Below are 26322 nucleotides of genomic sequence, written 5' to 3' on the forward strand. Positions count from 1 at the left end.
CCTAAACAAGAGGACATCACATGCGAACAAAACGAATCCTGGTCGGCGGCTGCAACGTCCACGTGGTCGACGACGGGGTGGGGACGGCCACGCTGTTCCTGCACGGCAACCCGGACTCCTCCGACATCTGGGAGGACATCCTCCCTGCACTCGTGCCGCATGGTCGCTGCATCGCACCGGACCTTCCGGGGTTCGGCCGGTCGGACGCGCCGGACGACTTCGATTGCTCGCTCAAGGGCATGGCCGCATTTGTCGATCGTCTCGTCACGGCGCTGGATGTGGAGGGACCGCTGAACCTGGTCGTCCACGACATCGGAGGCCCTTATGGTCTGGCCTGGGCCGTCTGCCACCCGCACAAGGTGCGCAGCCTGGTCATCATGAACACGGTCTTCTTCCCGGACTACCGCTGGCACCGGATGGGCCGCCTCTGGCGCATGCCCGTGGTCGGCGAGCTTGTGCAGGCTTTGACCACCCGCCGGGGGTTCGTGCGCGAACTGCGGCGCGGCTCACGTCGGCTGAGCGACGCACGGATCCACCGCACCTACGATCTGGTGACCGCGGCAACGAAGCGCATGGTGCTTCGCTGGTATCGGGCCACCGACCCCCGGAATTTCGCGGTCTGGGACGAGCGGCTCCTCCAGCTGACGGCCCGCGTGCCGACCCGGGTCCTGTGGGGCGAGCACGATCCCTACATCCCGGCACGTTATGCCGAGCGTTTCGGCACGGCGAATGTCGAGCGCTTCACCGGGGTTGGGCACTGGCTCCAGGCTGAAGCGCCGGAGGAGGTGGCAAATCGGCTGCTGCGGTTCCTGCACGGATGAACGCCGGCCGTCGTCGGAGTTCGCGAGCGGCAGCCCCACATCGTGCCGTCGGGCTGAGGGGGCTTCGATGACTGGTTGGCCGCCTGAATCCGGAGTCCGACAGTCGCTATGTCCGCTTCCGGCCAGAAGCGGACGTCCCGCCACCTGATCGTCGAACGATGGGGTTCGCCCCCTCTGATCTCGAGGTCGCGTGATGCGAGCCGCCCCCCGGCCGGACGCGAATGGCAATCTTCTCACTGATACAGCGACGCGGGGGGGCACTCAGACCCAAGCCAGCGCGCTGCTGTCGTCGCCGGGTACGGGCGGCTGTGACTTCAGTTTGGACAAACTTCGGCCGAGCCGCTCTGCACCTTCCACAAGTTGTTCGGCGTCGGCGGAGGCATAGCACAAGCGAACGTGACTGGATCCTCCGTGCTCGGGCAGGAAGGCCTCGCCACCGCGCACCGATACGCCTTCGGCGGCGGCTGCAGCTTCGACCTCTCTGCCCGTCAGCCCCTTCGGCAGCGCTGCCCACAGATAGGGGCCGCCCACTGGCAGCGTGAACCGAAGTCCGGCGCAGTGACGCTGGAGCGCGCGGGATAGCTGATCCCGCCGCTTCTCGAGCTCCCTCCTCAACACGCCCAAATGGCGCGAATGGGCGCCACTGGCGAGGAAGTTGGCCAAGGTGGCCTGCGTGATGGCGGGCGTGCTCAGGTCCAGGCTGGCCTTCGCCGCGACGAGCAGCGATAGCGCTTCACGCGGCGCGGCGAGCCAGCCCAGGCGCAAGGCGGGGCTGATGCTCTTGGACGCGCTGCCCTGCTGGATGACCAGGCCCGCGGTATCGAGCTTCTTGAGAGACGGCGGCGCGGGGCCGAAGACAAGGTCGCCGTAGACGTGGCTCTCGACGATGGGGGTGCGAAAGCGCTCGCAAAGCTGCAGGACGCGTCGCCGGCGCTCGACACCCATCACGCGGCCAGTCGGGCACTGCAGCGTGGGGATGAGGTAGACGAGCTTGGGGCGCACTCGTACGAGCGCATCCTCCAGCGCTTCCGGATCGATGCCTTCGTGGTCCATGGGCAAACCGACGACCTCAGCACCCGCAGCGCGGAACGCGCGGAACGCGCCGTGCCAGCTGGGGCTCTCCACCAGCGCCACGTCGCCAGGGCCGAGGAGGGCACGCGCGATGACGTTGAGGCCTTGCTGTGCGCCCCCGGTGACCAACAGGTCGTCGGCCAACACCCGGGCACCATGCTCCTGCAAGCCGACGGCAAGGGCCTCGCGCAGAGCCGGCAGGCCTTGCGGCGGCGCCGCGCTGCCCAGAAGTCCGCTGGCGGCTGCGGCGCGCGCGGCGCTCGCCGCCAGCGCCGCGCCCGGCACGAGCGCTGGATGGAGCCAGCCGTCGGCAAGCGGAATGTCGCCGGGCGCACGGCGAGGTCCGGGCGGCGGTGCATGCCGTGTCAGGCGTGCGCCGAGCTGCGCCCATGGAACGGCACCGGCCGGGGCCTGATCGGTGTCGCTGGTCATGACGATGACGCCGCGCCCCACATAGCCGCGGACCAGCCCTTGGTCCTTGAGCTCCTGGTAAGCCGCCGTGACGGTCGTGCGGCTCAGCCCCAGTCGCGCGGCGTAGTCCCGTTCGGAGGGCAATCGGTCTCCGACCCGCAGCCGGCCCGCGCGAATGGCGGCGCGTAGGTTGGCACCCAGCTGCCGGTACAACGGCTCGGGCGATGCGAGGTCGGGGCTGAAGCGTGGCAGCGCATCGACGGTTTTGGGCATGGTGGCGTCCTGAAGCAGTCCAATCATGAAATGGCTATGGAAGATAACCGCAAGCGACGGCCAAATGGACGACCAATCCACCCGTTGGCCCTGCAATGCCTTCACCCATCTTTCAGATCGACGCCTTCGCCAACCGCCGTTTCGAGGGAAACCCCGCGGCCGTCATTCCGCTGGACGCATATCCCGAGGACACGGTGCTGCAGGCGTTCGCGGCCGAGAACAACCTTTCCGAAACCGCCTTCATCGTCCGGGATGGCGCCGATTACCGGCTGCGCTGGTTCACGCCGCGCGTGGAAGTGCCCCTGTGCGGTCATGCCACGCTGGCAAGCGCGGCGGTCGTGATGGAGCGGCTGGAGCCCGGGCGCGAACGGGTTGTCTTCCAGACTGCCAGCGGACCTCTGGTCGTGCGTCGTGCCGCGTCGGCCGTTGGGACCGGCCGATACGTGATGGACTTCCCCGTACGCCGATGCACGCCGGTCGCTCTCCACCGCAACCTCGCCGAGGCGCTCGGCGACGAGCCGGTCGAAGTCGCCCATGACGGCTTCAACTTCGTGGCGCGCCTAGCAAGCGAATCGCAGGTGCGCCAACTTGCACCGGACATGCAGGCCATTGCCGCGCTCGAAGGCGTCGCTGGCGTAATCGTGACGGCGACAGGCGCCACGCCCTACGACATCGTCAGCCGCTACTTCGCGCCGGCCAAGGGCATCCCCGAAGACCCCGTCACCGGCGGCGCGCATTGTTCTCTCGCGCACTTCTGGTCGCAAAGGCTCGGGCGAAGCGAGCTGCGCGCCTGGCAGGCCTCAGCGCGCGGCGGAGGAATGCTCGTTCGCCTGCTCGCTGACGATCGCGTCGAGCTCGAGGGCTCGTGCGTGTTTTTCTTCCAGGGCGAACTCTGCTGAGGAGAGCTAGCATGGTGAAACTTCTTGGCAAGTCGCAATCCATCAATGTGCGCAAGGTGCAGTGGCTTTGTTGCGAACTTGGCCTGGCCTACGACCACGAGGAGTGGGGCGTGGGCTACCGACCGACCCAGGAGCCGGCGTTCCTTGCGCTCAACCCCAACGCAATGGTGCCCGTCCTCATTGACGAAGATTTCGTGCTCTGGGAGTCCAACACCATCTGCCGCTATCTGGCGTCGCGCGAAAGGCGACTGGACCTGCTGCCGGCCGCGCCGCGTCAACGTGCGCTCGTCGAGCAGTGGATGGACTGGCAGGCCACGGAGTTCAACAACTCGTGGCGCTATGCCTTCATGAGCCTAGTGCGCAAGAGCGCCGAGCACCAGGATCCGCACGCCTGCGCGACCGGCGTCGCCAATTGGAATCGCCACATGCAGATCCTGGAGGGACAGCTCGAGCGCACCGGGGCGTATGTGGCTGGCCTCGACTTCACCCTGGCCGACATCGTGATCGGGCCGTCGGCTCAGCGCTGGCTGATGGCACCCATCGAGAAGTGCGCTACACGGCCCGACCTGCCCGCAGTCCGCGCCTATTGCGAGACTCTTCTCGAGAGGCCTGGATTCCGCAAGCACGGAGCCAACGGGGAACCCTGAGATTCGTTCCCTGCTTTGCAAGCGCCAAACAACCCCCGGTGACTGCTTCTGGCCGAAAGCAGCCGAGGATGAACAGCGAGGCGGTCAACCGTGTTCCTGTTTCTGTTCGGCCTCAAGCTTGTTTATCAACTCGTGAATCGATGCCGCTGTCTTCTGAAACTCGGCGTCCAGCCCGAGGATCTGAAGACGCTCTTTGATGACCATGAAAAGCAGCTGACAGACGTAGTGCATGCACCGGAGCAGGTCGAGCATGCCAACCAGTACAGCCTCACGGCCGTGCGCAAAGACAGTGACGATCTCGAACTTGTCCTGATCCAATTGCCTAATGTCTGAGCTCAGAGCGAGACCGTCCGCATTTGGATGCGCCCCGTGATTAATTAGATTGTCATACTCGTCGGAGATCCTGGATGCCAAGTCCTTGTTCGCGCCTTCGATCATCTTCAGAATATCTGTCCAACCAAAGAGCTTCCTCGCGACCTTTCGCTCTGCGTCACCATCCCCTCTCTCCTCCCATGCCTTCCTGTGCTGTTCGGACACGCAGCACACCCAGGCATACACCGCGCTCTCCAACAAAGACCTCATGAGGACGGTGGCCTCAAACAACTGGCCGCTGACAGACAGTCGAACTGCCGCACGATAGGTCGCGAAGCAGCGCATGAAGAGCCTCGTTGAGGTGCGCCTTGGCGGGTCGATCTCGTGGAAAAAGGTGGGCGCTTTCTCCGTCACCGATTGGTCTATCCGAATCAGGATGTTGAACCACTCGGGCAGGCCGGCAAAGGATGCGAGAGCCTGCTCCTCTAGCAGTGCCAAGAACTTCGTGAGTTCGTCGCCGCCCCAACCTTTCGGAATGGGGCGCTGTTCCATGCGGCTTTCTACAACGACCCCAGCCGATGCTTCTGGCATGGCGAACCTCCTTGTTCTGCACGCACACTTTAGTCCCGCTGAGTGCGGATAGGCACGTCTGCTTCCGGCCAGAAGCGGACGTCAGACCGCCGGAGTGTCACTGGCCCGTCACCCCCGGCTGCTTTCGATCCCGAACCGCCATCTACCAGCCGACCACTTCGCTACATGTACACCACCTCGCGCAGCACGGCATACGCTGCGCCGATACGTGCGGGAATCGGCACATTTCTATTGGCCAATACAACAATGCCGACCCCCCGGCTTGGCACGAACGCGGCGTAAGCGCTGAACCCATTCGTCGACCCCGTCTTGTTGAACAGCGTCGGGCCTTGCCGCGCATCCGTCGGGGGCAGCGCAAGCGCGGCTTGCGGTTGGAACATCATTGTCCCGGCGTTGCCCGCTTGCAGGTGGTCAAGGGACACGGGGAGCGGGTACTGCTCCCAGCCCAGCCCCTGCACCATCGGGCCGACACGAAAGTGGCCAGCGTGCGTTGCCTCGACGGCGCGGCGCATGGCCGGCTCGAGCGGCGAGGGATCAATGTTCGCCTCGAGGAACGTCAGCATGTCCGCGACGGTGCTCTTGGCGCCGTAGGCCGGTCCGTCGAAGACACCCGGGTTTACGTGGGTCGGCATGTTGGCCTTGTTGTAGCCCCATGCATAGGCGCCCCCGTGCGACGCCGGAACGCGAAAGAATGTTTCGCGCATTCCGAGTTTGGCAAACAACTCACTCTCGGCCATCTCGACGGGGTCGCGCTGCATGGCGAGCGCCGTGATGTGCCCGAGCAAGCCGATGCTCGGGTTCGAGTAAAGCCGCTGTTCACCGGGCCGTGCCGTCGGTTTCCAAGTCCGGTAGAACTCGATGGCTTGCGTCTCGTCATCAATGCCGTCGTGGAACTGCAGCGGCAGACCGCCTGCGGTGTAGGTGCCGAAGTGAAGCAAGGACGCCGCATCGAGGGCGGATCCGCGCAGGGCCGGCAACGAGCGACCCGGTGAGTCGTGCAGCGACAGCTTGCCCTGCACGTGCGCGAGCGTGGCCAGCGTGGCGGTGAAAGTTTTGGTGAGCGAGCCGATCTCGAACAGAGTCTGCGCATTGACGGGAGCCCGACTCTCTCTTGAGGCCACGCCGAAGTGGAAGGTGTGCCGCCTTGCGTGGAGTGTCAGGCCGACTGCGATGCCGGGCACGTCGAATTCCGCCATCAACGGACGTATGGCGCTGTTCACTGCGGCTGAGAGATCTCGGACGTCGCCCTGCGCAAACGCGGGTGAAAAGGTTGAAGCAAGAGCTCCAAGAATGAGGCGCCTTCGCCGGGGGAGATGGTGCATAGATCCTGACAGACTTGGAGGCGGGATTCTACGGAGGTGCTGGAAGGCTGCTGCTGGCCGGGAGTTGCCTTCCCGATTCCCTGACTGCGACCGGGCTACGCCTCTAGTTGGTCTTGCCCCACCTCACACCAGGTCGGCTATGCAAGCGAGAGGGCGAGGTGATGGCAATTCAGTTCGAAACCTTTGCCGAGATAGAGGCGATGGGCGGCATGCCTTGCGTAGCCTGTGTCGAGGTGCACGGCATTGCACTCAAGCTCCCTGGCGTGGATGACTAGCCAGTCGAGTAGCCTTCCCGCAAAACCTCGGCCGCGCGCCTCTTCAAGCGTCGTAAGGTCATCGATGTACAGCACCTTTCCCCATGCGAGGAATTCAAGAACCCTGAACCCTGCGGCGCTCTGGACAGCGCCTTCGTGCCGGAGAGCCAAAACCTGGAAAGATTGCGCTCGCTGACGCCGGACCTGCGCGACAAATTGCTCTCGGTTCAAATGAGGACGAAGGACGGCGAACGCCTTGAAGCAAGATTCGATGTCGGAATCGGTGTGCGCGAGGAAGATTTCAGAATGCATTTACGGAGCCGGGGTGAAGGAGCAGCTAGAAATGTATGTGCATTGATCGCGCTTACTGCGGCACATCGAGCCCTGATGTTCTGCGCTCTGTATCGCTCGTCTGACCGACACACTTCCGGAGGACTAGCACTTCAACGTCGAATGCGGAACCTCCTTGGGGGCTACGACAGCACCATACAGTCTCCATCAGCCTTCACCCGGCGGCCGCTTTCGGCCAGAAGCGGACATCCGCGCCGCCCCTCGCCAGGCGGCACGCACCGCCTTCGTGAACATGGGCGAGCCGAAGGTGACGGGCCCCGCCGGGCCCGTCACCGTTCAACGGAAGCGCGGGTCGTACGGCGCGCGGTCGTGGCGGTTCGGGACGCCGTCGCGGTCGGCGTCGCCCCACGGGCGGTTCATCGCGAAGCGACGATCGTCGTGGCGGTCATAGCGGTTGGGGATGCCGTCGCGGTCCGCGTCGCCCCACGGTCCGCGCTCGTGGTAGCGCCGCCCAGGCGCTTGCACGTAGCGCGGTTGCACGGGCACCGGCGCCGGCCGCACGTAGACCGGCGCGGGTTCGAAGTGCACGGGCGCCGGCTGCACGTGGCGCACGGGCGCGCCCACGGTGACGGACAGGAACGCATCCGACACGCCCTGGGCCCGCGCGCCCGTGGCAGCGGCGACGCTGCCGAGCGCAAGGGCCACGGCGAGAAGGGGCTTGGCGGAGAGGATGCTTTGCATGGAAGACTCCTTGTGTGAGGAGGCTCCATGGTGCGGGGGCGCACTTGAACCATTCCTGAATGCGGCGCGCACGGTCCGTGTCCGCTGTGCAAAGTTCGCGTGAACCTCTCCGTTGCCGAGGCTTTCCATCCCCAGAACGCTCCTCTCACGGCTTCGAACGCGCATGCGGCTGCACCGCGTGGGACGGGCCCAGCTCAATCGCGATCAGGTGCCCCGAGGGGAAACAAGTGCCGATACGGTCGCGCCTCGTCGACCGCCCGCGCGAACGAAGCGCGATCCAGCAGGCGCGCACGGTAGGCGCGCACGCGCGGGTACTGGTCGGAAATGCGGTGTGTCCAGTCCGCATAGAACAGGGACGGCGCCGCCGCGCAATCGGCAAGCGAGAACTGCGTGCCCGCGACCCACTGGTCGTGGGAGAGTTGTCCTTCCAGCCAGGCATAGGCGCGCTCGAGCTGCTTTGTCGAGAGTTCGTGCGCATCCTTGCGTTTCGCCGGGTCGCCGGTGAGTGCACCGCTCACCGCCTGTTGCACCGGAGCCATGACGTACAGGTCGAAAAAGCGGTCCAGGAACCGCACGTCCAGGGCCGCCATCGGGTCCTCGGGAAGCAACCGGACGGGGCCGGGGTGGGCGAGCTGCAGGTATTCGATGATGATGCTTGTTTCCACCAGGGATCGGTCTCCATCCACCAGCATCGGAAACTTCGCCAACGGCCAACGCTGGAGCCAGTCCTGCGCATGTTGCGGATGCTCCGCATCGATGCAGCGGAATTCGAATGCGGTCCCGTTCTCGTACAGAGCGATGAGCGCCTTCTGCGTGTACGAGGAAAACGGGTGGCCATAAAGAGCGAGCGTCATCGGTCGACCTTTCTCGTGTCGGCTTGCACTATGCAAGTGGTTTCACTGTAACCGTCGCACTTGCATCAGTCCTGGCCCGTCACCGACCTGCCGGGCTCGACCGCCTTCGACAAGGCCCTGGGCTTCGAGAAGAACGCGCAGTTCAGCGACGACACGGCCGCCTGCATGGCGTGGAGCGGGTCATTCGACCACCCGGCGCGTACAGTGCAGCCATGCCCGAAGCAGCCATCACCACCCCCGTCTACAAGCTCTTCCCGTCGCCGCGCAACCGCGATCGCACCGTCTTCGAGCACGAGGTGTTCGTGCCGCACCCCTATGCGCTCGTCGATCCGCCGAGCTATGACCCGAAGGGCAAGTGGAGCCTGTTCGCCGCGCACCGCCTCGCCGATGGCAAGAATGGGCAGCTCGTGACTTTCGAACTCGAGGCAGACGCCGCGAGATTCGAGCAGCGGTTTGTCCCGGATTGAAGTGCGCTCGCCGCACAGCCAGCTCGGGCCGCCACCCGGGGCTCACCGCGCCGGTGCGTAGCGATCCGGCCGGTGGTTCAGCACCAGGACCGCGCTGAGAACCAGCACCGCGAGCACCGACGCCGGCAGGCGCTCGAAGCTCCCGAGGGATGCGCAGCCTCCCAGGAGGATCAGGGCATCGAGGAGGAACTGCACCTTGCCCGGGCTGAAGCCCCAGCGCTCGTGGGCGAAGAGGGCCACGATGTTCAGCCCACCCAGGCTGGCCGTGTGGCGGAACAGAACGAGCAGTCCCACGCCGGCCAGCAGGCCCCCCAGCACCGCGGCCCACCATGGCGAGACATGGACGATGTCCAGGCCGCGCGGCAGGACCTGGGCGAAACCGGCGGTGAGCGCCACGCTCAGCAGCGTCTTGATGGTCAGCTCGCGTCCCATGCGCAAGCTGGCGAAGGCGTAGAACGGCGCATTGACGAGGAGCAGGGCGACGGAAATGTCCAGCCCCGTGCTGTAGGCCGCCACCAGGGACAAGCCCACGGTGCCGCCGGCGAGCAGGCCCCCGGCCTTCAGGATCACGACGCCGAGCGCGGCCAGCAGGCTGCCCGTGAGGAGCGCCTGCAGGTCATCGAGGAAGGAACGGACCGCCACACGACCAGCATAGGGAAGCTGGCCCCGTGCCTTGCTGATTCGCGTCAAGGGCGTGCCGGAAACCCGGCGGCGCCGATGGTTCGATGGCTCTATGCTGCTTGCACGATGCAGGCCATGGATCATTCTTCATCCCGTGGGCGGCTCGCCTCGGGTCGCACGCTCGTCATCCTGTTGGGAGCCGCGCTCATGCAGCTGGCCTGCGACGGAACAAGCCGCGGCGGCGGCATCGACCTGCGGACGGACGACCCGCAAGTGCTGGCGCAGGGCAGGGCGATCTACCAGGCCCATTGCGCGGCCTGCCATGGCGACCGACTGCAGGGGCAGCCGGATTGGCGCCAGCGCGATCCCCAGGGCCGGCTGCCGGCGCCACCGCACGATGCGTCCGGCCACACCTGGCACCATCCGGACCAGGTGCTCTTCGCCATCACGAAGCACGGCGTCGCCAAGGCGGCGAACCTGAAGGACTACCAGTCCGCCATGCCGGCCTACGAGGGCACGCTCACCGACGCGGAGATCGGGGCGGTGCTGTCGTGGATCAAGTCGCAGTGGCCCGCGCAGATTCGCAAGCAGCAGCAGGAGGTCGACCAGGCCGCGCGGCGCCACAACCGCGCCTGACCGGCCTGACGGCGCCAGCGGGAAGGTCCCGCCACCGCGCGCTGGAACCCTTCCTCACGGATGCCATCGCGACACCGCCGCGGGTGTCGCCGGCGAGCGGCTTCCGGCCAGCGCATAGGACAGCTGGTTGGCCGCGCGGATCACCGCCTTGGCGTGTTTCTCGAGTTTGGCCTTGGTCAGGCGCGAGCTGGGACCCGAGATGCACATGGATCCGAGCAGCCGCCAGTTGAGGCCGAAGACCGGGGCGGCGACGCTGGCGACCTCGGCTTCCCGCTCGCCGAGCGAGATGTGGAAGCCGCGTTCGCGGATGGATTCGTAGGGCTCGCCGGTGGCGCCGCCGAATGCCAGGATCACGCGTCCAGGCGCGCCCTTGTCCAGGGGCAGCCGCTCGCCGATGCGGACGTTGTGGCGCACCGACTGGGGGCCTTCCACGCGTGCCACGCAGGAGCGGATGTCCCCCTCGCGCACGTAGAACGAGGCGCTCTCGCCCGTCTCCTTGACGAGTTGGTGTAGGGCGGGCTCCACGACGTTGTTCACGTCGAAGCCGGCCTGGTAGCGCGCGCCCAGCCACCCGGCGGCGGGCCCGAGGCGCCACTGCCCGGCCTCGGTCTGCACCATGTACTGCGACAGGGCCAGCGTGCGGGCCAGCCGCAGCGCCGTGGTCTTGTGCATGCCGGTGCGCCGGCTCAGCTCCGCCAGGGACAGCGACGACTCCCCGACCTCGAAGGCTTCCATCAGCGACAGCGCGCGGGTCACGGCGACGACGCCGCCTTCGGCGCCTGCCTCAGCGTCGTCGGTGGCTCTCGTGTTGCGCATGTCGAACCATGGTGCACGTGTTGAAACGCTATTGTACGTAGCGCAACGCACGCCTACAGTGCCCCACGGCGCCCGGGGCGCCATCGGAGACAAACCACATGCAGATTTCCCGTCGTGCGGCCCTTGCCATCGCGGCCGCCTCCCTCGTCACCGCCACGGCCTTCGCGCAGGGCTGGCCCGCCAAGCCCATCCGCCTGATCGTTCCCTTCCCGGCCGGCGGCGGCACGGACATCATCACGCGCGAGGTCGCCAACAAGATGACGGGGCCCGGCTACACGTTCGTCATCGACAACAAGCCGGGCACCGGCGGCAACATCGGCGTCGACGCCGCGGCCAAGTCGGCCCCCGACGGCTACACGCTGGTGATGGGCCAGACCAGCAACCTGGCGATCAATCCCACGCTCTACCCGAAGCTGCCCTACGACCCGCTCAAGGACCTCACGCCGGTCAGCCTGGTGGCCAGTTCGCCGCTGGTGATCGTCGCCAGCGCCAACTCGCCGTTCCGCACCCTGGCGGACGTGGTGAAGGAGGCCAAGGCCCACCCCGGCTCCATCAACTTCGCCTCGTCCGGCAACGGCACGGTGGCGCACCTGGCCGCGGAATCGTTCCAGAAGGCCGCCGGCATCAAGCTCACGCACATTCCGTACAAGGGCGCCACGCAAGGCGCGACCGACGTGATCAGCGGGCAGGTGCAGCTGTACGTGTCCTCGATCCCCACGCTGATCGGCTTCATCAACGGCGGCAAGATGCGGGCGCTGGCGGTGACGTCGCTCAAGCGCGTCGACGACCTGCCGCAGGTGCCCACCATCGACGAGTCCGGCTACAAGGGCTTCGAGGCCGTCACCTGGTTCGGCATCCTGGGCCCGGCCAACCTGCCGAAGGACGTGGTCGCCAGGCTCAATGCCGACATCAACAAGGCCCTGAAGAACCCCGAGCTGGAAAAGAAGCTGGGCGCGCAGGGCGCGGACATCGCCGGCAGCACGCCCGAGCAGTTCACCAAGCTGATCCGAGACGACATCGCCCGCTGGGGAAAGATCGTCAAGGACTCGGGCGCCAGGATCGACTGACCCCCGCCAGGCTTCACCCCAGCGAGCCTCCCGAGCCGGCCTGCCGCGGCACCGGCCGGGTGTTCCCTTTCCCGACGGAAGACCCCATGACCCCCGACATCCTGCGCGACTTCGATCGCGTCTCCCCCGACCTGGTGCGCCAGGCCTCCGATTTCCAGGCAGCCATCCTGGCCGACGTGAACGGCCGGCGCGGCGCGCTGCACGGGCGCATCGCCGCGCTGCGCCCGCGCATGAAGCTGGCCGGCCCCGCGCTGACGGTCGACGTGCGCCCCGGCGACAACCTCATGATCCACGCCGCCATCGCGCTGGCCCGGCCCGGCGACGTGCTGGTCGTCGACGGCAAGGGCGACCGGACGGCGGCGCTGATGGGCACCATCATGCTGACCGCCTGCAAGCAGCTGGGCCTGGCCGGCGTGGTGATCGATGGGGCGGTGCGCGACAGCCTCGAGATCGACGAGATGGACTACCCCGTGTTCTCCTTCGGCACCAACCCGAATGGGCCGACCAAGAACGTGCCTGGCCGCATCGGGCATCCGGTCTCCATCGGCGGCGTGACGGTGCGCTCCGGCGACCTCGTAGTCGCGGATGCCGACGGCGTGGTCGTGATCGAGCGCGAGCGCGTGGAAGGCCTGTTGCCGCTGGCGCGCAAGAAGGTGGAAGACGAGTCGGCCCGCATCGCCGCCATCAAGAAGGGCAGCACCGCGGCTTCCTGGCTGGACGCCGCCCTGCGCACCGCCGGCGTCCTGAAGCAAGGGGACAGCCTGTGAGCGACCGCCGCGCCATCGTCGTCACGGGGGCCGACCTGGCGCCCCAGGCCTTGGAGCTGCTGAAGGAATTCGAGATCGTCTACGCGGGCAAGACGCCGCAGGAGGCGGACCTGGTCGCGCTGGGCCAGCGGCACGACCCCGTCGCGATCATCGTGCGCTACGGCAAGGTCGGCGCCGCGGTGATGGACGCCGCGCCGTCGCTGCGCGTCATCTCCAAGCACGGCAGCGGCACGGACACGATCGACAAGGACGCGGCCAGGGCGCGCGGCATCGAGGTGCGGGCCGCGGTGGGAGCCAATGCCGCGGCGGTGGCCGAGCAGGCGCTGGCGCTCCTGCTCGCCTGCGCCAAGTCGGTGGTGCGGCTGGACGCGCGCATGCACGCCGGCCACTGGGACAAGGCCACGCACAAGAGCATCGAGCTGCACGGCCGCACGATCGGCCTCGTGGGCCTGGGCGCGATCGGCCAGCGCTTCGCGCGCATGTGCGATGCCATGGGCATGCAGGTGATCGGCTTCGATCCGTTCGCGCAGCACCTGCCCGCATTCATCCGCTCCGTGGACCTGGCGACGATCTGGCGCGAGTCGGACGCCATCTCGCTGCACTGCCCGCTGACGCCGGAGAACCGCGACATGGTGAACGCCCGGACGCTGGCAGCCTGCAAGCGCGGCGTGCTGCTGGTGAACACCGCGCGCGGCGGCCTCGTCGATGAAGCCGCGCTGCTGGGAGCCCTGCGTTCCGGCCAGGTCGCGTCCGCCGGCCTGGACAGCTTTGCCGTCGAGCCCATGACTGCGCCGCATCCCTTCCACGGCGAGCCGAACATCGTCCTGAGTCCGCACATCGGCGGCGTCACCGGCGACGCCTACGTCAACATGGGCGTGGGCGCCGCACGCAACGTGCTCGCCGTGCTCGAAGCGGAAAGCCTCACGGCGACGTCATCGGCTGCCGCGTGAACCGCTGCAGCCACAGGCGTCCATCCTCCGATGTCGGCCAGGTGAGGACGAAGCCGCCGTCCGTGGCAGGCGCCGCAACCGACGGCGGGTAGAAGCGCGCGCCCGGCGGGGCAGCGTCCAGCTGCGTGGGGGCGGACAGCCCGGCGCCATCCGCGGCGAAGCGCCTCGCCAGCGTGCCTTGCGAGGCGCCGTGCCCGTCCAGGTTGCGCCACAAGGCCACCCAGCCACCGTCCGACGTGGTCACCAGCGAAACGCTGGCCTGGGTGGGAGGGCAATCCGTCGCCATCGGCTTGTAGCAGACCGCCGGGGGGGTCTGGAGCCAGGCCGGGTCGAGCATCGTCCGCGGGCCCAGGGGCATGCCTTCGGCCGTGAACCGCTGGACACCGGCGCCGCTGCCGTCCCACGCCATCACGAAGCCGCCATCGGGCAGGGCAGCGGCGAGGGCGCCGGCGGACGGCTCGGTGGTCGCCTTGACCTCGGCCGACCGCGCGTTGAATCCCGCGTCGAACAGCCGCATGTGCACCACCCGGCCGGTGACGGCGGCGTCCAGCTCGTCCCAGGTGACCACGAAGCCTCCCCCGGCCAATGCGGCAACACGCGGCATGGAGGGGAACTCGGTGTTGCCTGTCTTGTCGATGCGGCCCGCGGGCTCGGTGACCGTGCCATCGGTTCCGACGCGCAACAGGCGGACACCGTCGGCATCGAGGAACGTCATGACGGCCTCCCCGGAGACCAGGGTCGCCGCCGACATGCCGAACTGGGCGCCGTACGACGACGGCGTCGCCTGGACACCGCCGAGTCGGGCGCCGGCTTCGGTGAACGCCTGCATCTCCACGAAATGTCCGCTTGCGCCGGACGGCACGTCGTCGCGCGCCCATGCGAGCACGAAGCCGCGTCCCAGCGCGGTGGCCGTCACGGGCTGGGCGCTGTTCGGACTGGCGGGAAAGCACTGGGCGCCGTCGACCGCGGCGGACTGCGCCGTGTAACGGCGCCAGCACACGCCCGAGCCGCCTCGCCATGCCACCACATGCCCGTCGTCGGCGAGTTTCGCGATGCTCTGGCCGCCGCCTGTCGCCACCAATTGCGATGCGGTGATGACTGCAGGGGAAGCGGCCGGGGCTGGGGCGGGGATCGGGGCAGAGACCGGTGCCGGTGCCGGGGCCGGGGCCTCTGTCGATGCGGGGACCGGCGCCGGCGCAGGAACCGGGGCCGGCGCGGGAGCCGGAGCGGGGCCGGGACCCAGTGCCGCGGGCGCCGTGCCGCCCGGCGGCAATGGCGCCGCCGCGACCGGATCCCCGCTTGCGCCACCTCCACCGCCACAAGCGGTGAGGAGCAAAGCCCATGCACACGCCGCGGCATGCCACGCCTTCTTCATGGCCGATCTCCCTGCAACTGATCTGGGGGAACAGTACGGTGCAGGAGCCCGACCGTGGTGTGACGGAGATGGATGCGTGCGAGCGCCGCGCGGGGGCGGTTCTCCAATGAAGCAGGGGGCCGCGGCCCGTCGGTTCTTCGTTGCGCAACGACACGTTTGCGGGTGCGGTCGTCGCATGGGGACGACAAACGACCGAAGACCCTTCAGGCGTGGATCCGGCCGCGCCGCCTCACCCCCGCCGTGCCGCCTCGATCGCCGCGATGTCGATCTTGCCCATCTGCATCATCGCTTCGAAGGCCCGCTTGGCCGCCGCGGGATCGGGATCGGCGATCGCGTCGGTGAGGGCGCGGGGCGTGATCTGCCAGGACAGGCCCCACTTGTCCTTGCACCAGCCGCAGGCGCTTTCCTGGCCGCCGTTGCCGACGATCGCGTTCCACAGGCGATCGGTCTCGGCCTGGTCGTCGGTCGCGACCTGGAACGAGAACGCCTCGCTGTGCTTGAACTCGGGCCCGCCGTTCAGGCCCAGGCAAGGGATGCCGATGACGGTGAACTCGACCGTCAGGACGTCGCCCTGCTTGCCGGCGGGATAGTCGCCCGGCGCGCGATAGATGGTGCCCACCGCGCTGTCCGGAAACGTCGCCGCATAGAACTGTGCGGCATCCAGGGCGGTGCCGTCGTACCAGAGACAGATCGTGTTCTTGCTCACCATGTGGTTCTCCAATCAGGACTGGGAAGGGCCATCGGGGCGATGGGGCCGGCCCGACATCGGGCGCCGTGGGCACTCGGGCCAGCGCACCCGCGGCATCAGTCTGCGACGGATCGCAGGCGAGCGAAAGCAGGCATTCCCCTGACGGCGGCGCCGCGGCGCCGTGCCGGCTGGCCGTCAGGGGTCTCGCTTTCGGCAAGCCTCGCCGGTTCGGCAGGCGTGGTCAAATCGCCGGCGCTGTCTCCCCGGTTGCGCCCTGAACTCTTCCACCGACCTCCGTTATCCCGGCCTGCCGGTGCCCCAGCGGTACCAGGCGATGGCCGTCATCATCCTGGGCATCGCGGTCTCGGTGCTCGATGGCACGGTCGTGAACCTCGCGTTGCCCGGCATCGTGCGCGACCTGCAGTCCACGGCGTCGCAGGCCGTCTGGGTGGTGAACGCCTACCAGCTCGCGACCCTCGCACTCATCCTGCCGCTGGCCACGCTCGGTGACCGGATCGGCTACCGCCGCGTGTACCTGGCCGGCGTGGCCGTGTTCACGATCGCCTCCGCCTCGTGCAGCCTGGCGGACTCGCTGCCGGTGCTGGCCGTGGCGCGGGCGGTGCAAGGCGCGGGAGCGGCCGGGATGATGGCGGTCAATGCGGCGCTGGTGCGGCTGACCTACCCGAGCGAGCAGCTCGGACGCGGGATCGCGCTGAACTCCGTCGTCGTGGCGACCGCTTCGGTCGCGGGCCCCGCGGTGGCGGCGGCCGTGCTCTCCGTCGCCAGCTGGCCCTGGCTGTTCGCGGTCAACGTGCCGCTCGGGCTGGTGCTGCTGGTGCTCGGGATGCGCGTGTTGCCACGCAACGAGCACGCGCGCACGGCCGGTCGGCTCTCGCCGCTCGATGTGCTGCTCAATGCGGCCATGTTCTCGCTGCTGTTCCTGGGCGCCGATGCGTTGGGCGTGCGCGCCGGCGGCGGGGATGCCGGCGCGCTGCTCACCGGGGCGGGGCTGGTGGGTGCCTCGATCGTGGTCGGGGCGCTGCACGTGCGCCGGCAACTTCTGCAGACCCATCCGCTGCTGCCCATCGACCTGCTGCGGATCCGGATCTTCCGCCTTTCGATGGCGACGTCGGTGTGCGCGTTCTGCGCGCAGACACTGGCCTACATCGCGCTGCCGTTCCTGCTGCTCGATGCCTGGCACATGACGGCCGGACACGGCGGGCTGCTGATGGCGTGCTGGCCCGCCGCGGTGATCGTGGCCGCGACCGTGGCGGGCCGCCTGATCGGCCGCTATCCCGGTGGCCTGCTCGGCGCGATCGGGCTCGGCGTGCTGGCGCTCGGACTCGCGTCGCTGGCCGAGGCGGCGCTGCACGCGCAACCGCCGTCGCTGGCGTGGCGCCTGGCCCTTTGCGGCCTGGGCTTCGGTTTGTTCCAGTCGCCCAACAACCACACCATCCTCACCAGCGCGCCCGCCAACCGGTCGGGCGCCGCCAGCGGCATGCTCGGCACCGCGCGCCTGACCGGCCAGTCGCTGGGGGCGGTGAGCATCGCCGCGGTGTTCGCCGCCGCCGGCGCGCAGCACGGTCGCGGCGCCTTGTTCGCGCTGGGGCTGGCCGCCTCTTTCGCGGCCGCGGCGGCGGTGTTCAGCGGGCTGCGCGTGCGGCAGGCGTGAGATCGCACTGGCCTCGGGGAAATCCCGCTCCCTGCAGGCGCGCCGGGGATGGAAGCATGCTAATACCAAACAAGACACCCCAAGGAGACACCATGCTCAGACGCATCGGCCTGCTGGCCGGCGCCGCACTGCTTGCCGCCGGCTGTGCCCAGAACCCGCCCGCTTCCCAGCCCGTGCTGTCCGCCGCCGCGCAGCCGGTGGCGCAGGGCACGCCCGACTGGCAGCAGGGTCGCGCGGGGCAGTACGCCAACTCCACCTTGGCGCCGGTCCCCGGCAAGCTCACCGCCACGCCGCCCGGCGAGATCCCGCTCAGTCAGCTGAAGGTGCCGCCCGGGTTCAAGATCGAGCTGTGGGCGCACGGCATGCCCGGCATCCGCGCCATGTCCCGGGCCGACAACGGCAAGATCTATGCGGGCACGCGCGGCATCGGCCGCGTCTACGAGATCACCGATGCGGGCGGCCAGCGCACCAGCCGCGTGGTGGTGGACAAGCTCAACCAGCCGGCCGCCGTGTGGCACAAGGGAACGCTGTACGTGTTCGCGGTCGACAAGGTCCTGCGCTACGACGGCATCGATGCCAACCCGAACGCGCAGCCGGTGGACATGACGGCCAAGTTCGAGCTGCCGCCCAAGCAGCACCACAACTGGAAGTACGTGCGCGTGGGCCCGGACGGCAAGCTGTACGTGCCCTTCGGCGCGCCCTGCAACATCTGCCTGCCCGAGGCGCAGTACGCGCAGATCCGCCGCTACGACCTGGACGGCTCCAACATGGAGGTCGTTGCGCGCGGGGTGCGCAACACGCAGGGCTTCGACTGGCACCCGGTCACCAAGGAGCTGTGGTTCACCGACCATGGCCGCGACTGGATGAGCGACGACGGCCCCGAGGACGAGCTCAACCGGATGGCCAAGCCCGGCCAGTTCTACGGCTATCCGTTCTGCCACGCCAAGGGCATCCCCGATCCCGACGTCAAGCGCGACCGGGCCTGCGACGGCGTGACCCTGCCGGTCACCACGCTGGGCCCGCACGCGGCGGCCATGGGCGTGCACTTCTACACCGGCAGCATGTTCCCGCCCGAGTACCGCAACGCGCTCCTGGTGGCGCGCAAGGGATCCTGGAACCGCACGCAGAAGTTCGGCTACGACGTGGTGATGGTCAAGACCGATGCGGCCGGCAGCAAGGCGGAGGTGGTGCCGTTCGTCACCGGCTTCCTCGATTCCTCCAAGAACATGATGTCGGGCCGCCCGGTGTACATGCTGCAGTTGCCCGATGGCTCGCTGCTGCTGTCCGACGAGCAGCTGGGCGCCATCTACCGCATCAGCTATGCCCGGTAGGCGGCGCGGGGTGGGGCGGGCGCTGCTCGCCGCCCTGCTCGCCATGGCCGCCGGCGCGCTGCAGGCACAGCCGGCGCCGCCGCCCGCCCAGCTGGCCCTGTGCGCGGCCTGCCACGGGGCCGAGGGCCGATCCCAGAACCCGGAGATCCCGTCGCTGGCGGGGCAGCCGCGCCTGTTCATCGAGAACCAGCTCGTGCTGATCCGCGAAGGCCTGCGCGAGGTGCCCGCCATGAAGGGCGCGCTGGACGGCCTGAAGGACAGCGACTTCGTGGCGCTGGGGCAGTATTTCAGCGCGCAGAAGCCGGCCGAGGCGCGCGCCGCCACCGACGCGGCCGCGGCCGAGCGGGGCCGCGCCCTGGCCGATCGCCTGCACTGCGCGAGCTGCCACCTGGCCAGCTACGCCGGCCAGCAACAGGTGCCCCGGGTGGGCGGCCAGCACGAGCCGTTCCTGCTCAAGTCGATGAAGCAGCTGCGCGACAACCCGGGGCTGGGCCGTGACAGCATCATGGCCTCGGTCCTCTACGGCCTGAAGGACAACGACCTGGCGGACCTGGCGCACTTCCTCGCGCATTTCAGGCCGTGAGCGGGCGGGGCTTCGCCTCGCGCCTTTCAAAAAAAAACTGAAACGGCCGATGCTGGCCGAAGCGGACAACGCGCGCAGCGCGCCGCTCTCAGCCGCGCGCGCGCCGCCTGGCGCTGGCCGCCAGGAAGGCCGCGATCGCGCGCAGCATGTCGAGGTCGTCCTCGGTGGCGTCGGGCTTGGCCGCGAAGCTGAAGCAGCACACCGTCCCGAAGGCCCGGCCGTCGGGCAGCCTGATCGGAACGCTCAGGTGCGTGCCGATCGGGAAAGCGGTTTCCACCCGGTCCGGCGCCTGCAGCACGCCGGCATCGGCGATGAACGAGGGCAGGCGGCCGTCGACCACGCGCTGGCACCAGGACGCCTGCACGGGATCGGCACCCCCGACGGCGATGACCGGGTTGTCCTCGGGCACGTTCACGTGCCGGAACACGCGCTGGCCGTCGACGAACTCGGACACGAACACCACGTCCATGCCCAGCGCCTTCTTCACGACCGCGAGCAACGCCGGGATGACGCTCTCGAGCTCCAGGTCGGAGGCGTCGCTGGTGGCCACCAGCATCCCGGGCCGGGGCTCGGCGCGCCGCACTTCGGACAGGTGCCCGAGGATGCTGTCGGTGCCACTGCCGCTGCGGCCGAAGCCGGGTGTGGGAGGTGACGTGGGAGCGTTGGTCATCGGGCCCAAATTCTGACACGTGCCCGCGCGCATGAGTCGTCCTGCCGCGAGGCCGGAGCCGGCCCTACACTCATCCGATGAACCAGCCGACGCTGACCACCGAGCGCTTGGTCCTGCGGCCTTTCACCGAGGACGACGAGGCGCAAGTCCAGCGACTTGCGGGCGACGCCCGCATTGCCAGGGGAACCGACGCGGTGCCGCACCCCTATCCGCGCGAAGCGGCCCGAGCGTGGATCGCCGGCCACCGCGGCGCCCACGAGGCGATGAAGGAAATCGTGTACGCCGTCACGCTGCGATCCAGCGCGGGCCTGGTCGGCGCCATCAGCTTGCTGAACATCTCTGCGCGCGACCGCCGCGCCGAACTGGGCTTCTGGATCGGCGTGGAGCACTGGTCCCGAGGCTATTGCACCGAAGCGGCCCATGTTTTGATCGACCACGCGCAGCGCAGTCACGGGTTCTCCAGGATCGTGGGCCGGTGCATGGCCTGGAACACGGCGTCGGCCAAGGTGATGGACAAGCTGGGGATGCAGCCCGAAGGCCGCCTGCGCAAGCACGTATTGCGGGAGGGCCGCTTCGAGGACCAGCTGGTCTTCGGGCTGTGCCTCGACGGGCGCTGAGGGTTCGCTGCAGGCTTCCCAGGCTTGCTTCACTCACTCGCGCCCGAACATGGAGCCTGTTCATTTGGGCCGCCCGCCCATCCTGGTCGCCGTCTACGTCACGAACACCGACGCGCCCCAGGCCGACCGGAACGGCGCCATCGCTGCCGTGGCGCGCCGGGTCACTGCGTCGCACGACCACGCGCAGCGGCCGGGTCGATGACCCATGGCAGCGCACAGGCGAGGAGCAGCCCGCGCCGGAGGCGGTTGTGCGCTACCGCGCCGGAAGGGGCGGGCGGTTCTTCCGGTACGAGTTCTTCAAGGCAATCTTCCCGTCGCGGAAGGTGAACACGTCGCAGCCGTTCACCTCCACCCGGCTGCCGTCCGCCCGGGTTCCGGTGAATGTCCATTCGGAGATCCCGCGGTCGCCGCAGACGAGGTGGCGCGGGAACCGCCATTGCGCGTCGGGGTAGGTCTTCCACACCTCGGAGAAAGCGGCCCGCACCGCTTCGCGGCCGACATAGGACGTGCCGCAGGCCTCGGAGCCGGCGGACGCTTCGAACACGCAGTCGTCCGTCATGAAGCCCATGAGCGCTTCCGCGTCGTGCCTGTTCCAGGCATCGGCGAATGCCTGCAGTTCATCGACGGTGACGGGCATGGCTCATCTCCGGCGCAACCGGGCATCGACGAGGCCCGGCCGGCGGCCGCGGCAAGCGGAGGACGTCAGGGCGCATTGCGGGGCAGCACCGTGAGCACCCGCACGATGAAGGCGTGCAGTTCGACCATGTAGTTGCGCAGGAACTCGGCCGTGCCTTCGTCCGTGACCTCGCCCTCGGCGCTGATCAGGCCGGGCTTGAAATGGATGTAGGCCTCCACGTTGTTCATGAGCGGGGAGTTGCAGAAGCACAGCACGCCACGCAGCTGGCTCTGCGCCACGGCGGTGCCGATCGAGCCCGGCGACGTGCCGATCACGCCCGAGGGCTTGCGTGCGAAGGCGTTCTGTCCCCACGGCCGGCTGGCCCAGTCGATCGCGTTCTTCAAGCCCCCCGGGATCGACCGGTTGTACTCGGGCGTGACGAACAGGATGGCATCGCAGTCGGCGATCGCCTGCTTGAACGCGCGCGCCACGGGCGGGTAGTCGGCGTCGTAGTCCTGGCTGTACAGCGGCAGGTCACGAATCGGGATCTCGACCAGTTGCAGCTCAGGCGGCGCCAGGCGGGTCAGCGCCTTGGCCAGCATGCGGTTGATCGACGTGGAAGACAGGCTTCCGACCAGGTAGCCGACCTTGTAGCTGGCCATGGTGATTCCTTCGCTGTCGGGTTGAAGTGGCTGGCCTTCGCGGACGCTGGCGCGGTTTCGGGCACCTTGTCTTTCGCCCTTTGCGGGCGCAGCATGCCAAGCATTGGAGACCGATCCGGCGAAGGACGAACTCGACCACGGGGGGAAGGTTGTACTTGTTACCGGTGGCAGCACCGGCATCGGCCGGGACGCGCGGGCCTTCACCGCCGGGAAGGCCGCGCACGACGCCGCACGCGAGGTGCAGCATGAACGATCGATTGCAGCATCGGCAGGGCCGGGCCGAAGCGGCCCCGGCCGGTTTCGCACAGACCGCCGAACGGGCCGGGCTGTTCGCCGACGAGGCGTCGGTGACGCAACGGTCGTCCGACGTCGTCGGCCAGAGGGTCGGCCCGCGGGGCCGCGCCCACGCCTGGCTGCTGCGGCTGCCGCCGCCGCTGGTGTACGTGGCCGCCTTCCTGCTCGGCGTCGGCCTCCAGCGGCTGGTGCCGGTGCCGTTGCCCGTGCGCCTGGAAGCGCCCCTGCAGGCGATCGGCGCCGTCCTGCTGGCACTGGGGGTCTTGCTGGGTCCGATGAACGCGCTGATGTTCCTCTTTCGCGGCACGACCCTGAACCCGGCGGCGGCGCCCAGGCGCCTGTTTACCGGCGGCATCTACCGGATCACGCGCAATCCGATGTACATCGGGCTGCTGCTGGTCTACGCGGGCGTGGCGTTCCTGCACGCGCAGGCGTGGGCCTTGCTGCTGATCGCCGTGCCGATCGTGCTGGTGGACCGCGTCTACATCCCGTTCGAGGAGCAGCGGCTGGCCGACACCTTCGGGGCCGCGTACCTGTCGTACTGCCGGCGGGTGCGGCGCTGGCTCGGTGTGCGTCGTCCGCCGGCCTAGGCGCGCGCCTTCGGCGTCAGGCCGCGTCGCCGGACGACCAGCGCGGCAGGGTGTAGCCGGTCACCAGCGCCAGGACGCGCAGGCCGGTGGCGCAGGCGGCGGCGAGCGCGAGCGCCAGGCCGGCCGGTGCGCCCGCGTGCTGCGCCAGCACCAGCACCCAGCCGCCCACGAACGCGCAGACGGCATAAGGACGGTGGTCGCGCAGCGCCGCGGGGATCTCGTTGCAGACGATGTCGCGCAGCACGCCGCCGAAGGTCGCCGTCATCACGCCCATCAGCACCGCGACGATGCCAGGCAGGTCCTGCGCGAGCGCGAGCTGCGTGCCGCTGGCGCTGAACAGGCCCAGGCCCAGCGCGTCGGGCCACTGCATTGCCCGTTCGGTCGGCGCGAAATGGCGCGCGCGCAGGAAGGCCATGGCGGCGACGCACAGCGCCAGCAAGCCCCAGAGCCATTCGGAATGCGCGACCCAGAAGAACGGCCGCCGGCCCAGCAGGACGTCGCGCAGGGTGCCGCCGCCGAAGGCGGCAAGTCCGGCCACGAGGCAGACACCGACGGCGTCCAGGCGCTTGCGGGCGGCTTCCAGCAGGCCGGAGAGGGCAAAGGCCAGCGTCGCGGCAGCCTCGACGACGGTCTGCAGCCAGGACAGGAGTGGCGCGTTGGACATGCACGGATTCTCGCGCGGGTGCGAAGCCCGGGCGCGCACGAAGGCGAGTGCAGGTTCCTTGCGCGTCGGCCACTCCGGGTTAGAGTGGCCGGATCCTTCCAGGGAGGTCCCATGCGCCCGTTCATCCTCGCCCTGTGTCTGCTCGCTGGCGCGGCTGGTGCGGCGCCGCCAGGCTGGCGCGCCGCGACCCCGGAGGAGCAAAGGGCCGATGCGACCGCTTTCGAGGGGGTGGACCAGGCGATCGGCAGCCAGCTGACGGACATCCAGAGCGTGGTGGTCGTCCAGCGGGGGCGCATCGCCTACCAGTACCACCGTGACGCGAATCCCGACGCGCTGCGCGACACGCAATCGGTCGCCAAGAGTGCGTTGGCCGCGCTGGTGGGCATCGCGATCCAGAAGCGCCAGATCGCGTCGCTCGACCAGCCCGTGGTGGAGCTGATGCCGGAGTGGGGCCCGCTGAATCCGGATGCGCGCGCGCAGTCGGTCACCCTGCGCCACCTGCTCGCCATGACGGCGGGTTTCGAGGTCGACGACGCAGCCGGCACGTCGGCGGCGCTCGCGGCCCCGCAGGCCTGGGCACGGCGGCTGCGCACGCGGCCGGGCGAATCGTTCGCCTACGACAACAGCAGCGTCAACCTGGTCATTGCCGTCGTGGAGAAGGTGGGTGGCCGCCCCTTGCAGGACTACGCGCGCGAGCACCTCGTGCAGCCGCTGGGCCTGGCGGAGCCGTCGTACCGGAAGGGCCTGCACCTGCGCACCGTCGACATGGCCAAGCTGGGGCAGCTCTGGCTGCAGCAGGGCGCCTGGAACGGCGAAGCACTCATGCCGCCCGGCTTCGTGGCCCAGGCCACCCAGGCCCACAGCAAGGGAGGCCCGCCCGTGGGGCTGCCCTATGGCCTGTTCTGGTGGGTGCCGTCCGGCAGCACCTTCTTCGCCAGCGGCTATGCGGGCCAGTTCATCTGGGTCCATGCGCCACTGGACCTGGTCGTCGCGGTCACCTCGGCCGTTTCCCCGGCAAGCCAGCAGCGCGGGCAGGCCCTGCAACTCATTCGTGGGCGCCTGTTCCAGGCCGCGCAGAAGCGCGTGAGTGCGGGCAACGAGCAGCGGCCGCAGCCAGCGTCCTAGCGGTCGCAGGCCTGCGGCGGCCAAGCCGCGCGGCGCCGAAGGCTCGACGCGGCCTGGCAAGCAACCGGGTCCTGGGTTTCGGGATGAAAGAACCATGGACAGCCGGTGGGCATGAGGCATACAAGACCTTCGATCGACACAAGGAGTTGTTGCATGTCCGTCTCCAACCTTCTTCGGCGCCTGGTGTTGCCTGTCGCCTCGCTCGTCCTGGCCCTGCAGGGCGGCCAGGCGCTGGCGCAACCGCGCGAGATCGACCGCTTCGTGGTCTTCGGCGGAAGCCTGAGCGACACCGGCAATGCGTTCGTCTTCCTGTCGGATCCGGTCAACCAGGCTTGCGGCGCGCGGCAGAACGTGCCGCCCTACGACACGCTGGACGACCTGCTCGTGCCGGACGGGCCGTACGCCAGGGGCGGCCATCACTTCACTGACGGTGCGACCTGGGCCGAGGAACTGGCGCGCGATCTCGCGCTCGCGGGGAACGCGCGGCCGGCGCTGCGCAATGGAGGCACCGAGGCCAGCAACTTCGCAGCCGGCGGGGCGCGCGCCGTTGCGTTTCCGTGCCGGTTCAACCTGCCGGACCAGGTGGCGGCCTACGTCGCGAAGTTCCCGCAGACGTCGCCGCGGGCGCTCGTCGCGCTGGAGATCGGCGGCAACGACGTGCGCGACGCGCTGGTGGCGGCCGCAGCGGGGCAGGATCCGGCACCCTATGTCCAGAACGCGGTGGCGAGCATGGCCAACAGCATCGCGACGCTCTATGCGCGGGGCGCTCGCCGGTTCCTGCTGCTGAACGTGCCGGACCTGGCGAAGGCGCCGTCGGTGCGCCTGATCGACCAGCAGGTGCCGGGCGCCGCGGCACTGGCGACCCTGCTCTCGCAGTCGTTCAACGCCGCCCTGGCGGGCGTCGTGCAGTACGCCAACGGGCTTGGCGGTGCCCAGGCGCGCGTGCTGGACATCAGCGGGTTGCTCGATGAGATCGTGGCCAACCCTGGAACCTATGGCTTCCAGAACACGACGGACGCCTGCGTCACACCCAATACGCCGCCGTTCCAGTGTGCGGCCCCCCGCACCTATGTGTTCTGGGACGGCGTCCATCCGACGCATGCGGTCCACGCGCTGATGGCGCAGCGCGCGCTCGAGGTGATCTCGGCGCCGTGAGTGGTCTTCACGCCGGCCTTGTCGCGAACGCCGTGGGTTGTCCCGCCTCGCGTTCGAGCGCGTGACCTCGGGGGAGGCAGCGGGTGCTTGCACCCCTAGGGGATCTTATGCACGCGGGCCAGGGCTGCCGCGAGGTTTTCCGCGCTGGGCAGCAAAATGCATCGGTCCAGTGCAGGCTGAAAGCCGCTTCCGTCAACTCGTCGACGCCAGCCCTCACGAGAGGCAACGAAAGCGATGCGCCCGACCGGCACTAAGTTGAACGGGTAGATCTCCGGGCGGCGATACGGCGCGTCCAGTGAGCGAGCCCGGCGCTCGTTGCTGCACTGCGGCACCCTCTGTAGATCACCCTACATCGCAACTCGCACGACAGGTCTTTGCCCGTCATCCGGGGCGGGGTCGCCTGGCCTCTACGAACTTCCAATGGCGAAAACCCGGTGTGGATCAGGTGTCCGCGTCCGACAATTTAGGT

29 protein-coding genes are annotated in these 26322 nt (G+C 68.7%); 15 read left to right on the forward strand and 14 right to left on the reverse strand.

Going from position 1 to position 26322, the window contains the following annotated elements:
• The first annotated feature begins 20 nt into the window (after positions 1 to 20).
• On the forward strand, positions 21 to 821 hold the full coding sequence (locus AC3ANR_RS05945; RefSeq protein WP_488290956.1) for an alpha/beta fold hydrolase: 801 nt from the start codon (positions 21 to 23) through the stop codon (positions 819 to 821).
• Positions 822 to 1082: 261 nt separating this feature from the next.
• Here the strand turns inward: AC3ANR_RS05945 and AC3ANR_RS05950 are convergent, their stop codons facing one another.
• A complete protein-coding gene (locus AC3ANR_RS05950; protein ID WP_488290957.1) occupies positions 1083 to 2681 on the reverse strand; it encodes an aminotransferase-like domain-containing protein in 1599 nt (532 codons plus the stop codon).
• On the opposite strand from AC3ANR_RS05950, the gene AC3ANR_RS05955 reads away from it, so the two are divergent.
• Together AC3ANR_RS05955 and AC3ANR_RS05960 are read left to right on the forward strand one after the other, a co-directional pair.
• Positions 2672 to 3475: a PhzF family phenazine biosynthesis protein gene (locus AC3ANR_RS05955; RefSeq protein WP_488290958.1), complete on the forward strand. Its 804-nt coding sequence runs from the start codon at positions 2672 to 2674 to the stop codon at positions 3473 to 3475. The two genes, AC3ANR_RS05950 and AC3ANR_RS05955, sit on opposite strands and share 10 nt — an antisense overlap.
• Before the next feature lie 11 nt (positions 3476 to 3486).
• Positions 3487 to 4122, forward strand: a complete 636-nt coding sequence (locus AC3ANR_RS05960) for a glutathione S-transferase family protein (protein WP_488290959.1) — start codon at positions 3487 to 3489, stop codon at positions 4120 to 4122.
• A gap of 84 nt (positions 4123 to 4206) precedes the next feature.
• Here AC3ANR_RS05960 and AC3ANR_RS05965 read toward each other — a convergent pair whose 3' ends face one another.
• From AC3ANR_RS05965 to AC3ANR_RS05985, 5 genes are all read right to left on the reverse strand, one after another.
• Positions 4207 to 4986: a hypothetical protein gene (locus AC3ANR_RS05965; protein WP_488290960.1), complete on the reverse strand. Its 780-nt coding sequence runs from the start codon at positions 4984 to 4986 to the stop codon at positions 4207 to 4209.
• A 200-nt stretch (positions 4987 to 5186) separates the two neighbouring features.
• The gene (ampC, locus tag AC3ANR_RS05970; protein WP_488290961.1) at positions 5187 to 6347 is read right to left on the reverse strand and encodes a class C beta-lactamase; all 1161 of its coding nucleotides are present in this window, start codon (positions 6345 to 6347) and stop codon (positions 5187 to 5189) included.
• A gap of 137 nt (positions 6348 to 6484) precedes the next feature.
• A complete protein-coding gene (locus tag AC3ANR_RS05975) occupies positions 6485 to 6913 on the reverse strand; it encodes a GNAT family N-acetyltransferase (RefSeq protein ID WP_488290962.1) in 429 nt (142 codons plus the stop codon).
• A 315-nt stretch (positions 6914 to 7228) separates the two neighbouring features.
• Complete coding sequence (locus AC3ANR_RS05980; RefSeq protein ID WP_488290963.1) at positions 7229 to 7633, reverse strand: hypothetical protein; 405 nt, start codon at positions 7631 to 7633, stop codon at positions 7229 to 7231.
• A 194-nt stretch (positions 7634 to 7827) separates the two neighbouring features.
• Complete coding sequence (locus AC3ANR_RS05985; protein ID WP_488290964.1) at positions 7828 to 8487, reverse strand: glutathione S-transferase family protein; 660 nt, start codon at positions 8485 to 8487, stop codon at positions 7828 to 7830.
• A 212-nt stretch (positions 8488 to 8699) separates the two neighbouring features.
• Between AC3ANR_RS05985 and AC3ANR_RS05990 the strand changes: the two genes are divergently transcribed.
• The gene (locus AC3ANR_RS05990) at positions 8700 to 8954 is read left to right on the forward strand and encodes a hypothetical protein (protein ID WP_488290965.1); all 255 of its coding nucleotides are present in this window, start codon (positions 8700 to 8702) and stop codon (positions 8952 to 8954) included.
• Positions 8955 to 8996: 42 nt separating this feature from the next.
• On the opposite strand, the gene AC3ANR_RS05995 is transcribed toward AC3ANR_RS05990, so the two are convergent.
• Positions 8997 to 9596, reverse strand: coding sequence for a YitT family protein (locus AC3ANR_RS05995; protein ID WP_488290966.1), 600 nt, complete (start codon positions 9594 to 9596; stop codon positions 8997 to 8999).
• A 114-nt stretch (positions 9597 to 9710) separates the two neighbouring features.
• Here AC3ANR_RS05995 and AC3ANR_RS06000 point away from each other — a divergent pair, with 114 nt between their 5' ends.
• Entirely contained in the window at positions 9711 to 10211 is a 501-nt protein-coding gene (locus tag AC3ANR_RS06000; protein ID WP_488290967.1) for a c-type cytochrome, read from the forward strand.
• Positions 10212 to 10265: 54 nt separating this feature from the next.
• Here the strand turns inward: AC3ANR_RS06000 and AC3ANR_RS06005 are convergent, their stop codons facing one another.
• Complete coding sequence (locus AC3ANR_RS06005; protein ID WP_488290968.1) at positions 10266 to 11027, reverse strand: IclR family transcriptional regulator; 762 nt, start codon at positions 11025 to 11027, stop codon at positions 10266 to 10268.
• Positions 11028 to 11125: 98 nt separating this feature from the next.
• On the opposite strand from AC3ANR_RS06005, the gene AC3ANR_RS06010 reads away from it, so the two are divergent.
• The 3 genes from AC3ANR_RS06010 (at position 11126) to AC3ANR_RS06020 (ending at position 13811) form a co-directional block, all read left to right on the forward strand.
• Positions 11126 to 12094: a Bug family tripartite tricarboxylate transporter substrate binding protein gene (locus AC3ANR_RS06010; protein ID WP_488290969.1), complete on the forward strand. Its 969-nt coding sequence runs from the start codon at positions 11126 to 11128 to the stop codon at positions 12092 to 12094.
• 86 nt (positions 12095 to 12180) lie between these two features.
• Positions 12181 to 12861 (forward strand): RraA family protein, encoded by a 681-nt coding sequence (locus AC3ANR_RS06015; RefSeq protein ID WP_488290970.1) that lies wholly within the window; start codon positions 12181 to 12183, stop codon positions 12859 to 12861.
• Positions 12858 to 13811, forward strand: a complete 954-nt coding sequence (locus AC3ANR_RS06020) for an NAD(P)-dependent oxidoreductase (protein WP_488290971.1) — start codon at positions 12858 to 12860, stop codon at positions 13809 to 13811. Before AC3ANR_RS06015 ends, AC3ANR_RS06020 begins: the two co-directional genes overlap by 4 nt.
• Here the strand turns inward: AC3ANR_RS06020 and AC3ANR_RS06025 are convergent.
• Both AC3ANR_RS06025 and AC3ANR_RS06030 read right to left on the reverse strand, forming a co-directional pair.
• Positions 13783 to 14892 (reverse strand): hypothetical protein, encoded by a 1110-nt coding sequence (locus tag AC3ANR_RS06025; RefSeq protein ID WP_488290972.1) that lies wholly within the window; start codon positions 14890 to 14892, stop codon positions 13783 to 13785. The genes AC3ANR_RS06020 and AC3ANR_RS06025 overlap by 29 nt on opposite strands.
• A gap of 523 nt (positions 14893 to 15415) precedes the next feature.
• Positions 15416 to 15895, reverse strand: a complete 480-nt coding sequence (locus AC3ANR_RS06030; RefSeq protein WP_488290973.1) for a VOC family protein — start codon at positions 15893 to 15895, stop codon at positions 15416 to 15418.
• Between the two features lie 313 nt (positions 15896 to 16208).
• On the opposite strand from AC3ANR_RS06030, the gene AC3ANR_RS06035 reads away from it, so the two are divergent.
• The 3 genes from AC3ANR_RS06035 to AC3ANR_RS06045 all read left to right on the forward strand — a co-directional run bounded on the left by AC3ANR_RS06035 (position 16209) and on the right by AC3ANR_RS06045 (position 19460).
• Positions 16209 to 17546: an MFS transporter gene (locus AC3ANR_RS06035; RefSeq protein ID WP_488291758.1), complete on the forward strand. Its 1338-nt coding sequence runs from the start codon at positions 16209 to 16211 to the stop codon at positions 17544 to 17546.
• Positions 17547 to 17638: 92 nt separating this feature from the next.
• The gene (locus tag AC3ANR_RS06040; protein ID WP_488290974.1) at positions 17639 to 18877 is read left to right on the forward strand and encodes a PQQ-dependent sugar dehydrogenase; all 1239 of its coding nucleotides are present in this window, start codon (positions 17639 to 17641) and stop codon (positions 18875 to 18877) included.
• A complete protein-coding gene (locus AC3ANR_RS06045) occupies positions 18867 to 19460 on the forward strand; it encodes a c-type cytochrome (protein WP_488290975.1) in 594 nt (197 codons plus the stop codon). Before AC3ANR_RS06040 ends, AC3ANR_RS06045 begins: the two co-directional genes overlap by 11 nt.
• Positions 19461 to 19548: 88 nt before the next feature.
• On the opposite strand, the gene AC3ANR_RS06050 is transcribed toward AC3ANR_RS06045, so the two are convergent.
• Entirely contained in the window at positions 19549 to 20130 is a 582-nt protein-coding gene (locus AC3ANR_RS06050; RefSeq protein WP_488290976.1) for a GAF domain-containing protein, read from the reverse strand.
• A gap of 77 nt (positions 20131 to 20207) precedes the next feature.
• Here AC3ANR_RS06050 and AC3ANR_RS06055 point away from each other — a divergent pair, with 77 nt between their 5' ends.
• Entirely contained in the window at positions 20208 to 20747 is a 540-nt protein-coding gene (locus tag AC3ANR_RS06055) for a GNAT family N-acetyltransferase (RefSeq protein ID WP_488290977.1), read from the forward strand.
• A 253-nt stretch (positions 20748 to 21000) separates the two neighbouring features.
• On the opposite strand, the gene AC3ANR_RS06060 is transcribed toward AC3ANR_RS06055, so the two are convergent.
• Together AC3ANR_RS06060 and AC3ANR_RS06065 are read right to left on the reverse strand one after the other, a co-directional pair.
• The gene (locus AC3ANR_RS06060) at positions 21001 to 21384 is read right to left on the reverse strand and encodes a nuclear transport factor 2 family protein (protein WP_488290978.1); all 384 of its coding nucleotides are present in this window, start codon (positions 21382 to 21384) and stop codon (positions 21001 to 21003) included.
• A 65-nt stretch (positions 21385 to 21449) separates the two neighbouring features.
• Positions 21450 to 22025, reverse strand: coding sequence for an NADPH-dependent FMN reductase (locus AC3ANR_RS06065; protein ID WP_488290979.1), 576 nt, complete (start codon positions 22023 to 22025; stop codon positions 21450 to 21452).
• A gap of 245 nt (positions 22026 to 22270) precedes the next feature.
• On the opposite strand from AC3ANR_RS06065, the gene AC3ANR_RS06070 reads away from it, so the two are divergent.
• On the forward strand, positions 22271 to 22909 hold the full coding sequence (locus AC3ANR_RS06070) for a methyltransferase family protein (protein ID WP_488290980.1): 639 nt from the start codon (positions 22271 to 22273) through the stop codon (positions 22907 to 22909).
• A 16-nt stretch (positions 22910 to 22925) separates the two neighbouring features.
• On the opposite strand, the gene AC3ANR_RS06075 is transcribed toward AC3ANR_RS06070, so the two are convergent.
• Positions 22926 to 23573 (reverse strand): trimeric intracellular cation channel family protein, encoded by a 648-nt coding sequence (locus AC3ANR_RS06075; protein WP_488290981.1) that lies wholly within the window; start codon positions 23571 to 23573, stop codon positions 22926 to 22928.
• Between the two features lie 111 nt (positions 23574 to 23684).
• Between AC3ANR_RS06075 and AC3ANR_RS06080 the strand changes: the two genes are divergently transcribed.
• Both AC3ANR_RS06080 and AC3ANR_RS06085 read left to right on the forward strand, forming a co-directional pair.
• A complete protein-coding gene (locus AC3ANR_RS06080) occupies positions 23685 to 24698 on the forward strand; it encodes a serine hydrolase domain-containing protein (RefSeq protein ID WP_488290982.1) in 1014 nt (337 codons plus the stop codon).
• Between the two features lie 153 nt (positions 24699 to 24851).
• Complete coding sequence (locus AC3ANR_RS06085) at positions 24852 to 25853, forward strand: SGNH/GDSL hydrolase family protein (RefSeq protein ID WP_488290983.1); 1002 nt, start codon at positions 24852 to 24854, stop codon at positions 25851 to 25853.
• Positions 25854 to 26322 lie beyond the last annotated feature (469 nt).

The organism is Ramlibacter sp. JJN2-2R, assembly GCF_057747835.1.